This is a genomic window from Cupriavidus sp. PB-02 (assembly GCF_058252315.1).
Map to the genome: position 1 here is coordinate 1141178 of NZ_JBXPSX010000003.1, position 12989 is coordinate 1154166.

The following is a 12989-nucleotide window of genomic DNA, read 5'->3' on the forward strand; positions in this document are numbered from 1 at the left end:
GAGAACTAGTCGACCAGTATAATTATGAGAATAGGTACTGGGGTTTAGGAGTCAAGCGGCAACACGGGATGTTGGCGGACTCGCTGCAGCCCGCGCAGCAGGTACGCGAGCGCCTGCAGCAAAAGGTCTACTTGTTCGAAATGTTGGAAGCGGTCATGACCTTGCCCCACTTCTGATTTTCACTTTGCAGGAATGTATGGAACTGGTCTGGCGTACCACCCACTGGCCTGGCCCCAAGCGTCTTCAGCTTTTCGACTGCCTCCGGGGACGTCAGGCCTTGCGACACTGCTGCCGACAGCCTTTTAGCCACAGTCGCCGGAATGCCAGCCGGTGCCACAACGCCGTACCACGAAGTCACCTCGAATCCCTTCAGGCCCGCTTCGCCCGTCGTTGGTACGTTAGGTAGTAGTGGACTGCGTTGGTCGGCGGCGATGCCAATAGCTCGCACCTTCCCCGCCAGCACTTGGGGAGCTGCGGCCAGGATCTCGACGGACATCACCGACACTTGACCGCTCATCACGTCCACCAATGCTGGCGCCGTACCCTTGTAAGGAACGTGTACCAGATTGACCCCTGCGAGCTGGTTGAGCATCTCGCCTGCTACATGATGAGGCGTGCCAGGGCCTGACGAAGCGAAGTTCAGCTTGCCGGGCCTCGCCTTGGCATATGCGATGAACTCCTGAAGGGTGTTCACTGGCAGTGCCGGATCGACGACCAGCACATGCGGCACCGAGGCGACCAACGCAATCGGCGTGAAGTCCTTCACCGGGTCGTAGCCCACCTTCTGATAGAGCGGATTGATGGACAACGAACTTGTGGAGCCCATCAGCAAGGTGTATCCGTCCGGATTTGCTTGTGCGGCGATCTTGGAACCAATGGCGCCGCCCGCGCCGGCAACGTTATCCACCACCACGGACTGATGGGTCGCGTCACTGATCAACTTGGCGGACACACGACCGAGGACATCGACCGCACCTCCCGGTGGGAACGGCACGATAAAGCGTATCGGCTTGTCTGGATATTGGGCTTGAGCAACCGAGGACAGCAGCCCGGCGGCCAACGCCAGACCGCGGACGACACGACTGAAGGACATAAGGTTTCTCCTCTACGTGGGGGCGTTACTATCCTAGATCAATTACCAAACTAGTCAACTAGAATGTTTTCTAGGCACTAAAGCGGTGTAATATGCACAAAGGACCGGCACCGGGGAATCGTGCGTGCGCTAAACTGGACAACTACCTTGATACAATTTCACACTGCAGCGAAACGCTTGCCAACCAGGAGATGCAAGTGAAAATCGGCAACGAGTTGAAGATCCCGGAAAGCTCCGCGGTCGCGACTCTCGTCTACAAGGAAATCAAGCAGCGCATCATTAGCCTGCACTATCCGCCAGGCGAGAAGCTGTCTGAGGCCCGACTCGCCGACGAGCTAGGTTGCGGCCGCTCGCCGATACGCACGGCTTTTGCGCAGCTTAAGAATGATGGCTGGATCGCAGTGAGTCCTCAGAGTGGAACTTACGTGCGGTCCCTGACCGAACAGGAGATTCACGAGATCTTCGAGTACCGCCTGTTACTCGAAACCTACGTCACCCGCCACGCCGCAACGCGCATCACTGATGAGACACTGCGCAAACTCAGGGTAGCCTTCCGGCGGTTCATGCCCCAGGGCGATTCGGATTTCGAGGAAGATGTGTTCGACGAGTTCAACGAGCTGGATGCAATGTTTCACTCGACCATTTACCGTACCGCTGGCAATGGCCTGATGACCGAGAGCCTGCTTAACTTGCTAGACAAGCTTCGTTGGCTCAAGAAGATGACCCCGTCGCCACCGTTGCGTATGAAGGACGCAGTCGCCGAGCTTGAGGGAATTATTGATGCACTCGAAGCGCGCGATCCGGACCTCGCTGAACAACGCATGCGTGAACACATCGGCAATGCCGCAGACTTTGCTGCCGCATTTCGGAGCCGCATGGCTGCCGTGGCGTAAGTCAAGCAAGATCGTGCGCTTTGCGCAAATGGCGGCGACCGTGCCGCGTGCGCCCATCGAGCCATGTGCCCATCCCCTGCCTGCCGGCAGGTCGGACCATGCGCGCTGGCATGTGCGCTGAGGAAGCGGGCTCAACGTATGGATGTGTGCAGGCGTGTCCCTGCACCCATGTCGGAGGCAACAGGACGGTTCGCGAAGCGGGTGCCGAACCGGTCGCCTGCGCTTCAGTTCACCTCCGGAACCACAGCAGCGACAGCCCGCACGCCGCCACCAGCAGCAGGACCGAGGCCGCCGCCAGCAAGGCACTGATCTCGATTTCCCTGCGCTCGAGCGCGAAGCGGGCACTCAGCTTGCGATACACCTGCGTCAGGTCCGCGGCCGAGCCAGCCTGGAAGTACTCGCCGTCAGTGAGCGTCGCGACCGCGCGCAAGGCGGTTTCATCCAGCTGCATGTAGTAAGACAGGCTCGACACTGCCGCACCCGCGTCCTGCGGCGTACCGAAGCCCACGGTATAGACGCGCACGCCGCGCTGGGCGGCCATACGCGCGGCGTCCAGAGGGTCGGGGCCGGTGGTGCGGCGACCATCGCTGAGCAGGATCACCGCACCGTGCCGGTAAGAGCCGGGCTGCGCCGCCGGCCGCTCCTGCTCGCGCTTGCGGACGGCGTCCGCCGCGGCGGCCTCTGTCAGCGATCTGCCGCCGGGCCCGGGTGCGAGCGACTCGCCGCTGAAGAGGATCGCTTCCAGGTCGATGCCATCGTCGGGGAACAACACCGCCAGCGCCTGGATCAGTCCGCTGCCGGTCGCCGTGCCGCGCTGGAGCTGGAAGCGATCGATCGCGTCGAGCATGTCCTGCCGGTTGTCGGTGGGGGGCAGCACCACGGTCGCCGTGGCGGCAAAAGAGACAATGCCCAGGCGCACGCTGGCCGGCAGCCCGACGATGAGATCCCGCGCAGCCTGCTGGGCGGCGCTGATCCGGGTGGGCGCGACGTCGGTCCCCTCCATGCTGCGGGAGGTATCCATGGCCAGTACCAGGGTGATGGTGTCGGACGGCAGCGTGATGGTCGCGGTAGGACGGGCGCAAGCCAGCAGGGCCGCGCCCAGCGCGAGCAGGAAGAGCAACGGCGGGATGTGACGACGCAGTCGTTGGTTGCGACCCAGCGCGGCGCGCGGCAGCGCAAGACTGGCATACAACAGGGCGATTTTCTTGCGCCGCGCAATCAGGTACAGGTAAGCGGCTGCCAGCAGGGGGAGCGAGAGCAGCAGCCAGAGCATTTGCGGCCAGAGAAACTGCATGCCCTGCTCCTTGGCGCGTGGGTAAGACGATGGTACTGCATTTTCCACGGCGGGACGGGACCTCGGGGCCAGCAATGAAACGGGTAACGATCTACGGATGGGTCTCGAGCGGCGTCCGCGCCGCAGGCCAGCCGTGATCTCCGTGCCACACGCCCGAAATCTTCCCCACCATCCCGCCCCACCCCGCGCGACGAACTCGGCAAGAACGAACCGCCTGGCGGCAAGACCGGGCCAGGCGGCAAGCGCGAAGCCCGCCACGTCGGCTCCGCGTGGTCGTGACCGAAAGCAGCATCATCCACACCAGCTACCACGTCATTGCCGACGCGCTGCGCGCGGAGGTGAGGTTCCATGACGGGTCTAGCCACAAGAAGCGCCAGGCAAGTAACTGCACTGCAGAGGTGGTGTCTCACGGAATGCCGTCGCCATCACCGTCGAGTTTCACAGCAGGCAGTTCTTTATGTAAAGGCGCGCTTCAGCGCAGTATGTCATCAGACTGCGGATCTCAAATTCAAGCTGACCCCTCGCCTTCAATCCATAGTTGCCCCAGAACGCTCAATCGTGGATTTCCATTTGATGCGCTCCGCCTGCACAAAGCTGGCAAACCGCTCGCCGCTTAGTGGCAGCGGCATGGCCCCCATCTTGCTGATCGCCTCAATCGCCGAGCCGTCTTGCAGCACACGCCCCACCTGATCCTGCCATGTCTTGACGATCGGCGTCGACGTGCGGGCTGGGAAAAACAGCCCGATCCAGGAGGTGGACTGCGCATCGGGATAGCCGGCCTCGGCGATGGTTGGCACCTGCGGCAGCAGCGGCAGACGCGTGGGCCCTGTCACGGCGAGCGCGCGGAGCTTGCCGGCCTGGACTTGCGCCAGCGTCGACACCGGGTAGTCGAACGTCATATCAACCTGTCCGCCGATCAGGTCGTTGATCGAGGGTGCACTGCCCTTGTACGGGATGTGCACGAACTTCACGCCGGCCTGGGCCTGGAACAGTTCGGCTGCCAGGTGTGTGCCCGTGCCGTTGCCCGCGGATGACACGGTCAGCTTGCCGGGATGCGCTTTGGCAAACGTCACCAGCTCTTTGACGGATTGATATGGCAAACGGCCGTTGACCACCAGGATGTTCGGCACCGACATCAGTCCATGTACCGCGACGAAATCCTTCGCCGGGTCGAAGCGCAGCGATTTGTACAGATATTGGTTGGTCGCCATGGTGCCCTGGGTGCCCAGCAGGATCGTGTAGCCGTCGGGCTCGGCCCGCGCAACGATCTCGCTTGCCACGTTGCCGCCGGCCCCCGGGCGGTTATCCACGATGACCTTGACGCCAAAACTGCTCGTCAGCCTGGCGGCCACCAGCCGGCCCAGTTGGTCAGTGATGCCGCCGGGCGGCCCAGGTACCACTAGTGCAATGTTCCATTCTGTTTGGAACTTAAGCGGCGGTTGGCGCGAATGACCTTCTGTAGGATGTCGCGAGCGCTCTTGGTCCAGATGAACGGCTTGGGGTTGGTGTTGTGGTGAGCGATGTACTCGTTGATGGCGTCGACCAGTTCCGGCACGCTGGTGAATACGCCGCGGCGAAGTCGCTCGGTCGTGATGTCGCGAAAGAACCGCTCGACCATGTTCAGCCATGACGCCGAGGTGGGCGTGAAGTGCATGTTGAAGCGCGGATGCTTGGCCAGCCAGTCTTGCACCGCAGGATGCTTGTGGGTGGCGTAGTTGTCGGCGATCAGATGCAGCGTTTTGTCCTTGGGCGTCTCGCGGTCGATCTTGCGCAGGAACTTCAGCCACTCGGTATGGCGGTGGCGCTGCTGGCACTGGGCGATGACCTGGCCATCGAGCACGTTGAGCGCGGCAAACAGCGTGGTCGTGCCGTTGCGCTTGTAGTCGTGCGTCATGGTGGCCGCACGTCCCTTCTTCAACGGCAAGCCGGGCTGCGTGCGATCCAGCGCCTGCACCTGGCTCTTCTCATCGCAGCACAGCACCAGCGCGTGCTCGGGTGGCGACATGTAGAGGCCAACGATGTCTTCAAGCTTCTCGACGAACCGCGGATCGCGCGAGACCTTGAAGCCGCGCACGATGTGCGGCTTCAACCCGTGGGCGTGCCAATGGCGCATGACGGTGCTGGCGCTCACGCCCAACTCGGCGGCCATCTTGCGCGTGCTCCAGTGCGTGGCCGCCACGGGCTTCGTTTGAGTGGTCAGCTCCACCAGCCGCGCCGTGTCCACCTTCACCGGCGGCGCACCGCGCGGCAAGTCGCGTTCGATACCGGCCAGCCCCGATTGCGCATACCGCTCACGCCAACGCGAGACCTGCACGCGTCCGACTCCCAACTGCTCGGCGATGTCCTTGTTCTGCAATCCGTTGGCGGCCAGCAGCACAATGCGCGCGCGCTGCGCCAGCCTCACGCTCGTGAGCTTCGACCGAACCAGCCTCGTCAACTTGGTTCGCTCCTCGTCGGTCAACATGATCTCGGGGGCAACTCGCACTCGCTCTCTCCACGCTGTATCGCAGTAGGGCATTGGAGACGCCGAATTCATATAAGTTCCATCAAGAACAGAACGCTACACTAGAATGTGCGCATGGCATCCGATCCTCAGCCGGCAATCGCCTTCCTTCAACTCCGAATTGCGCTGCGCGGCCTGAGTCCGCCGGTTTGGCGTGGTCGACTCGCTTGGCTTCAACGACCCTAACCCCACTCGCATCCGAATGCGCTGGATTCAGGATGTAGTTGGATGCATATGGCAAAAGAACGGTGGGGACTTTTAAAAGCAAGCTCGCGCCAGCCGCAAGCCATTCTGTCCCAGCGCTCTTGGACCAGTCGCTATTGCTGTTCCAATCGCATATTCATACGCGACGCTCAGGTCGGAGTGCCCCCGGATTTCGCAAACGCCTTCCCGCGCGTAGCTCGCGATTCACTGATCGGCAGCAGCAGACTTGCGCCCCACGCAAGTAAGACTTAAGCATCTTCTACTTCCCTACCGCGCCATAGACACTAGCATTTCAAGACGCGGCAAGGGGTCATCGAGTGCAACGATCGCGCCGACTTGCACGTGCGATAGCCGTCGCTTCATCTGCCGAAAGGCGCTTTCCAGACTCTCTCCCAGGCTTCTGTCGGAGGCAACATGCGCGCTTTGCCCGCACCGGACGTCACGCACCGCGCCCGCGGCGTGATCGTGATTGGCGGCAGTGTCACGGATGCACTGCCCGCTCGCCGGCGCCCCAGGGCAGATCCCGGAAAAAATGCCCCTCCATCCTTGATCTTGCTCAACAACGTTTCAGCGCCGGAAATCCAAAGGAGAGAATCATGCAAGAAAAGACATAGATACCCGCACCACCAGGCAGTGGCATATAGCGTTTTTTGTTTAATACATTTTTCGTAGCGGGAGGCACCATGAGACCGGTCCAGAAGATTACCGTCAACAACAAGGGCGCGTACGTATTCAATTTCTCAGTCCAATGGCTTAGTAGCGACGGCAAGTGGAATACCACCGAGTGGAACAGCGGCAATTACCCTGTGGCGCAATCCAGGACAACGCCCCCGCTTGATACCATCGGCGTCCCGGCCGATGCGCTGGCGGTGACTCCCTACGGGCATGCGGTGGCCGGGACGTCCGGTCAGGGCACGCCGTTCCTTGCGTTCGCGGCGAACGATCAGATCGCAACCTATGACGCGGTCGGGACGACTTTCATCGGATTTGCCATCAATTTGATTGAGTAGGCGGCAGACCCGCCCCGCGAGGCCCGGCGTCAACCGTCCTACGATCCATCGCCAGCAGGAGGTCGGCGCCGGGCCTCCCCTGGCCCGATGGTCAAGTTCCCAAACCATCGCCGGAGAAACTGCCATGAGACAAGTCAATAGAATCGGTTGCCTTAACAATGGCATTTTTAAGATGAACTTTTCGATTCAATGGTTTGATTCGAAAGGGAGTTGGCATACTTCCGACTGGAATAGTGGGAACTTCGACAACGGCCTGTACAAGGTCAGTCCTCCGCTTGCGTCGATCGGCGTCCCGGCGGATGCGATAGGGGTGGCGCCTTACGTTTCCGCGGTTCTGGGAAAAAGTATCCGGGGAACCCCCTTGGTGCAAGCGGCGAATAACGATAGGCTAGCCGCTTACGAAGTCACGGGCACGACCTTGGACTTCAGTGTTCAGCCCCTGCCGTGGAAGAACTGGGCGCAGAACATCGTCCATGCGATGACGATCGATGGCGAATACTACTTCTCCCCGACGAGCCGAGCTGAACTGCAAGACATCGTACGCCAGGCCATGCAGGCCGGCGCGACGGTGCGCGTTTCCGGCCAGCGGCACGCACAGCCGCCGCTGGTCGCCGATGACAATCGCCTCGCCCCCACGCCCCAGCAGTGGCTGATCGACCTTTCCTGCTACAAGGACCTGGGTGCCGGCGGCAGTCAGTCCATCGTGCTGCAGCCATCGGCCGGTACGGTCACGGTGAATGCCGGCGTCCGCGAGGACGAACTGGATGCGTTCCTCACCGCCAACAATATGATGCTCAAGACGGTTACCGCCGGCGGTTTCTTCAGCCTTGGCGGCATGACGGCGGTCGACGTGCACGGCGCGACAATCAACGCGCCGATCTTCGCGGAAACGGTCTCGGCGTTCGACATCATGGGTCCGGATGGCGAGCTGAAGACCATCGACGCACGGACTCCGGCAGTGGATGGTTGGTCGCCCTTGCAGTTCGCCCGCGTCTCGCTCGGTGCGCTGGGCGTCGTCACCTCGGTCACCGTGGATGTGATGCCACGCCCATGGGCCACGACGCTGCGTTCGGGCAAGAACAACCAGATTACCTGTGCCGACGAGACGACCTTCATCGCCCAGTTCAAGCCACTGCTCACGAGCCATGACCGCGTAGAATCCTTCTTCAACCCGTACAGCAACAACTTCCTCGTCCTGTGGTGGGACGTGGACGCGTCCCCACTGACCAAGACGCCGAACCTGACCCCAAGCGTGCCAGATGCGTGCACCCTGGCGGGAGAGGATATCTTTGGCGCTCCCTATCTGATACCGATGGAGCCCATCATCGAGCCTCCCCTGATCGCGGCGCAGTATGCCGGCATCACCACTGCTGCAAGCACGATCATCGATACGGGATACCTGACGGTGGAAACGCTCTTCGATCAGGCAGCGGCGGTCTACTCCGACCTATGGCTGACTAAGGCGTCCCGCGTCATCTTCATGTCCTATTTTGTCGAACTGCCGGCGCTCGACGACGCGGGACTGGGCAAGGCCTGGCAGGGCCTGAATGCGGTGATGGATCGTCTCCAGCGATCCACCGACTTCCTGGTGGTCGCACCGATGGAATTCCGCTTCGTCCGCGGCGGCGACACCGCATTGGCTGGAACCTACACCGAAGCCCCTGATGCGACCTTCGTCAATCTGGACCTGATCGGGTACGTGCCAGCCGTCGCGGCGTCCGAGTACCCCGACCGCTTGCTCCATTTTTTCGCCGACATCGAGCGTGCCTGGGTTGCCCTGGGAGGAATGCCCCACACCGGCAAGATGTTCGGCTTCTACGACCCGGGCCAAGCTGCCGGAACGTTCTCCCCACCATTCAACCCGGCCTTCCTGAAGGATCTCGCCCAGCGCCGCAGCGCGCGAACCAAGGCCTTTGACGCCTACCGCCGAAGCTGCGATCCGGCGGGAATTTTCCACAACAGCTTCGTGGCGGCGCTGCTGGGAGGCACGACGCTATCACGCTGACCTCCCGCTCCTGCCAGAAAGGGGAGATGGCTTCGGGCCAGCCTGTGCGGCACCAGGGCCCGAAGCCAGCCAAACCCAAGGCTCGTGCGGACCGCTTGCCGGTGGTCGCGCATCAGTCCGGCTTGATGCGAAAACTGGCGGTTTGGCTCTAACAATCCATGCCGATCAATGACTTGCAAGATGCTCGACGCAGACAATGGCGGTGACCACGTAGCCTTTGCTGCAAACGGCTCGCCAGTCGGCTACCGCCAGATTTCGCAACAAAAATACCATGACCCCAAATAGCGAGCGAAAGACCAGCCAATGGTGCCCCTTGCATGCCAGGCGCGATCTCCCGCTCTGCAGGGCGTGCGCCGTCCGTTGCAAGATAGCCGGCCACAGCGTGCCGGGCTGAAGGTGTCGATGGTGCATGGTTGGCCTTCACTCCCACTCAAGCATAGAGCGGCCGGGCGGTGACGGGGCCGAGAGTTAATCTTGCTCGCGCAAGAGCATGACCACGTTACGCTCCGCGAGCGCGGCGATGGTACGCGAAGGGTTCAGGCCGAGCGGACGCGGGACGATCGCACCGTCCATGACATACAGTCCTTTGTAGCCAAATGCCCTGCCCCATGCATCGACGACTCCGTCCGCGGCGGAGGTGCCCATGTTGCAGCCTCCCAGCGGGTGCGGTGTGATCAGGTTGTGCCATCGTCGCCAGGTGAGCGGCACCCACGGATCCCCGCCAGTTGCTTCCGAGAGCTGCGTATGCGCTGCAATCATGGCATCGATGACGGCCACCGATGCCTGATAGGACCAGTCGAGCCGCAGCACACGACGCCACGGTGCGTACCACATGCGGCCCAGCCTCAACTGGCCATCGCCCGGGTCCACGCCTTGCCCGAACCAGGGCATCATTCGCTCAATCGGATCGCCGTCGTCAAACAGTCCTCCGACCTCCTTCCAAACAGCGCGCAGCTTGCGGGAACGCGCTTTCTTCAAGTGGCGTCGAATGAAGTTGCCTGCGAGGTTCGGGATTCCACCGTCCTCCACGAAGAGCGCCTGTCCGTTCGGGCCGCTGTGGTCTAGCAGGTCGATCGCGGCGGAGATGGTCACGCCATGAGAAGGGGAGACCGTCCTGTCGTCATAGAAGGCTGGCGTCACGAAGTCGCCATTGTGGGCCCAGCCAAATCCCAACCGAGGTGAAAGCCGGGGCAGAGTGCGATGCTCATCCCGACAGCGCAGCAGAAGCTCGGTGCTGCCGATAGAGCCGGCGGCCAGGATCACCCTGGCGGCCGTGACTTCGCCGGGGCTCGTCGTTCGGTCTTCCGGGTCGATTTTCCTGAAGCATACCCGCCAGCCCTGCTGCAGCGGCTCGAGCCTGTCCACCAGGTGCAATGGACGAATCTCGGCGCCATTGTCTTCAGCCACCGCCAGGTAATTCAGGTCCAGCGTATTCCTGGCCGATACCTGGCACCCAACGTCGCAGTTGCCGCAATGGACACAAGTGCCCTGCCACCTGCCATGCTGATTCAGGAATTTCTCGGAATGACGGTCATCGCGGGCGTCTTGCCGTGTGGGGTCCCAATGCTCGGAAAATGACACTGCAAGCGGCAGTTTGCGGAAGCGCCCGCCCCATCCGCATGCTTCCGCCCCCTCGCGCAATAGCCGGGCCCGCTCGCTCAACTGGTTATCCGGAACTTCGCTCACTGCGAGCATGCGCCCGACCTGCTCGTAGTGGGGCTGCAGGTCGGCATAGGTAACCTCTTTCGGCCAGCCGTGCTCGAAGGCTTCCGGCTTGGCTTCCACGGAAACGTTGGCGTAGATCAGCGAGCCGCCACCGACACCGGCCCCGGCGATGACCCATACATCAGAGAATGTCCGGATATCGGCCCACCCATTGAAGCGATGTGCGCGCTCCTGGTTCCACAACCACGCGTCACTCTCGTCGCGCGGATAGGTCGCCGGGCTCCAGCGCCGGCCGCGCTCCAGCACCAGCACTTTGCGGCCGGCCTTCGCGAGCCTGCAGGCCGAGACCGCACCACCGAAGCCGCTGCCAATGACGACGACATCGTAGGCAAGCGCATCACTCATCATGACGCTCCCTATCGTTGGATGATGATTGCCTTCTCCTCAATCATCTGCACCGCCTCCGGCGGCGATACCTGACCGTCTGCCGGGACGAACCGCGGGCCGGCTGCGCCGGGCAGGGCCCGTACGCGCCAGGTGTTGTTGATCTTCGCCAGTCGCCTGACGCCCTCACCTAGCTTCCAATATCGGCAAACCTTCTCCAGCTTGAGCGGGTAGATCGTCAATTGCGCTCCGTCGAACCGCATCCGCAGGAAGCACTTGTGATCGGCGATGCGCTGGGAGGAGAACACCTCCTCGGGGTGCAGACGCCACAAGGCGTTGCCCAATACCATCCACACGCCAAACAGCAGGCCGCCGAGGGCCCCACCCAGCAGCATGGCCTCAACGAGGAACACCAGGATGTTTGGCGGATTGTCCGCGCCAAAGCCTTGGATGTTGAGGCGCGTGATGAGCCATAGCAGCGCGACAGCCAGTGCCAGGTGCAGCAGCCCGTGCAATGCGCCGACAACGCACGCCAGCCGGACGCCGCGCCTGACATCTCTGGTCGACAGCGCAGCACTACAAAAGACAATGGTCGCTGCGAACACCACTGACGCCGGACTGTGCGCCATGACCCGGAACAGTTCGTGATAAACCTCGCCGATATTCCCGAATGTCACTTCGAGGCCGGCCAGTTTTTGCACGAAGCTGCGGTAATCGCGCCCTGGCACGGATACCAGGCTCGCGCTTTGAATGATCCAAACGAACAGCAAGTACAGGATCGCCAGCAGCGCACAGAACGAGAGGTTCCGCGCAGGCAGTTGCCACGCGCGATTGCGCAATTTCCGGGAGATCGCCTTTTCCGGATACGCGGACTTCAACTCGTAGGACTGTTTAGCCGGGCCCACGACGATAGGCCTCGGTGGATCTGGCAGCAGATGCGTGCCGTGAAGAAATGCGCCGCCACCTCCGCAGGTGATGCGATGCGGCCCCGCCGTACCCGCTCGTGGCACGTAGTGCGCGTAATGGTGCGAGTTGCCGGCCAGCACAAGTGCGAGCCGATCGCCCAGCATCCCCTCGATCTCGCTCAGGCTTCGAAAGCGCGGCGTCTTGGTCTCGATCGACGGCGCGGTCCGCCGTTCCCCACGGCGCACGCGCTCCATCTCGTCAACCCAACTCGCCTCGGGCGCGCACAATACCACGCGGTCACCGCGCTGCAACGCCGTGCACATCTTCTGGAAGTACTCGCGCTGCGGCCGGTCAATTTCCGACTCCAGTTGCAAATCCAGGCCCCAGATCCACCAGCCGCCGGGCAACTGCAAGGCATAGTAGCCCGTGCGCTGGTGCGTCTCCCAGCCGCCCACGGGCTTGCCACTGCAGAACAGCCGGGCGAAGCCGCGCAAGCCATCGTACCAGTCGTGATTTCCGGGCGTGGCGACCATCCACGGCGCATCCGGCAACTTGATCGGTTGGTCGCTGTATTCGGGGCGCGCGGCCTCGACTGGCGCAGGGAGCGCCGCACGAAAAGGATCGACGAAGCGAGTCCGATAGCCATCATGGGCAGGCGTCGGATACACCTGGTCGCCGCCCAGCAACAGCACCTTTGACCGCGGCAACGTCACGCCTTGCTCGCGTAGCGTCACCTCGTGACTGACGCACAACGCCATGGAGTATGTCGAGTCCCAACCGTCGCCTGTGTCGGCCAGATAGTCGACCCAGACACCGCCGTGCTCGTCAGCCGGTACCGGGAGCGGTGGATTTGGATTCAGTGTGGTGAGTGCAGCTTGCACCATGCGCTGGTCTGCAAAGGCGCCGACTGCCATCGCCACGGCAACGCGCATGGCGGTGAACGGAAGCTGTAGCGGGCTCAGCCAGTTCACCATGGATCTTTGCGTGTAGAGCTCCACGCGCCCGATTGCAGCAGACGCGGCAGGGATCGTC

The 12989-nt window shown here is 62.2% G+C and carries 9 protein-coding genes; 3 read left to right on the forward strand and 6 right to left on the reverse strand.

Annotated elements, in window-relative coordinates:
* Positions 1 to 127: 127 nt before the first annotated feature.
* On the reverse strand, positions 128 to 1093 hold the full coding sequence (locus tag AC10V3_RS39890) for a Bug family tripartite tricarboxylate transporter substrate binding protein (RefSeq protein WP_022540075.1): 966 nt from the start codon (positions 1091 to 1093) through the stop codon (positions 128 to 130).
* A gap of 197 nt (positions 1094 to 1290) precedes the next feature.
* Here AC10V3_RS39890 and AC10V3_RS39895 point away from each other — a divergent pair, with 197 nt between their 5' ends.
* Complete coding sequence (locus tag AC10V3_RS39895) at positions 1291 to 1986, forward strand: GntR family transcriptional regulator (RefSeq protein ID WP_041682284.1); 696 nt, start codon at positions 1291 to 1293, stop codon at positions 1984 to 1986.
* A 229-nt stretch (positions 1987 to 2215) separates the two neighbouring features.
* Here the strand turns inward: AC10V3_RS39895 and AC10V3_RS39900 are convergent, their stop codons facing one another.
* From AC10V3_RS39900 to AC10V3_RS39910, 3 genes are all read right to left on the reverse strand, one after another.
* Positions 2216 to 3280: a VWA domain-containing protein gene (locus AC10V3_RS39900; RefSeq protein ID WP_022540073.1), complete on the reverse strand. Its 1065-nt coding sequence runs from the start codon at positions 3278 to 3280 to the stop codon at positions 2216 to 2218.
* Positions 3281 to 3807: 527 nt separating this feature from the next.
* On the reverse strand, positions 3808 to 4632 hold the full coding sequence (locus AC10V3_RS39905) for a Bug family tripartite tricarboxylate transporter substrate binding protein (protein ID WP_490924393.1): 825 nt from the start codon (positions 4630 to 4632) through the stop codon (positions 3808 to 3810).
* Between the two features lie 47 nt (positions 4633 to 4679).
* A complete protein-coding gene (locus AC10V3_RS39910) occupies positions 4680 to 5765 on the reverse strand; it encodes an IS630 family transposase (RefSeq protein ID WP_041682282.1) in 1086 nt (361 codons plus the stop codon).
* Positions 5766 to 6670: 905 nt separating this feature from the next.
* Between AC10V3_RS39910 and AC10V3_RS39915 the strand changes: the two genes are divergently transcribed.
* Both AC10V3_RS39915 and AC10V3_RS39920 read left to right on the forward strand, forming a co-directional pair.
* The gene (locus tag AC10V3_RS39915; RefSeq protein ID WP_022540070.1) at positions 6671 to 6997 is read left to right on the forward strand and encodes a hypothetical protein; all 327 of its coding nucleotides are present in this window, start codon (positions 6671 to 6673) and stop codon (positions 6995 to 6997) included.
* A 124-nt stretch (positions 6998 to 7121) separates the two neighbouring features.
* Positions 7122 to 9002, forward strand: a complete 1881-nt coding sequence (locus tag AC10V3_RS39920) for an FAD-binding protein (protein ID WP_041682281.1) — start codon at positions 7122 to 7124, stop codon at positions 9000 to 9002.
* Between the two features lie 468 nt (positions 9003 to 9470).
* Here AC10V3_RS39920 and AC10V3_RS39925 read toward each other — a convergent pair whose 3' ends face one another.
* Positions 9471 to 11075 carry a GMC oxidoreductase gene (locus AC10V3_RS39925; protein WP_022540068.1) on the reverse strand — a complete coding sequence of 535 codons (1605 nt, stop codon included), beginning with the start codon at positions 11073 to 11075 and terminating at the stop codon, positions 9471 to 9473.
* An 8-nt stretch (positions 11076 to 11083) separates the two neighbouring features.
* On the reverse strand, positions 11084 to 12931 hold the full coding sequence (locus tag AC10V3_RS39930; RefSeq protein WP_490924394.1) for a preprotein translocase subunit YajC: 1848 nt from the start codon (positions 12929 to 12931) through the stop codon (positions 11084 to 11086).
* Positions 12932 to 12989: the final 58 nt, after the last annotated feature.

Bases quoted from the DNA above. Each gene is read 5' to 3' on its own strand.
- AC10V3_RS39915 (WP_022540070.1), top strand. From the start codon at position 6,671: ATGAGACCGGTCCAGAAGATTACCGTCAACAACAAGGGCGCGTACGTA.
- AC10V3_RS39925 (WP_022540068.1), bottom strand. From the start codon at position 11,075: ATGATGAGTGATGCGCTTGCCTACGATGTCGTCGTCATTGGCAGCGGC.
- AC10V3_RS39930 (WP_490924394.1), bottom strand. From the start codon at position 12,931: ATGGTGAACTGGCTGAGCCCGCTACAGCTTCCGTTCACCGCCATGCGC.
- AC10V3_RS39890 (WP_022540075.1), bottom strand. From the start codon at position 1,093: ATGTCCTTCAGTCGTGTCGTCCGCGGTCTGGCGTTGGCCGCCGGGCTG.
- AC10V3_RS39900 (WP_022540073.1), bottom strand. From the start codon at position 3,280: ATGCAGTTTCTCTGGCCGCAAATGCTCTGGCTGCTGCTCTCGCTCCCC.
- AC10V3_RS39920 (WP_041682281.1), top strand. From the start codon at position 7,122: ATGAGACAAGTCAATAGAATCGGTTGCCTTAACAATGGCATTTTTAAG.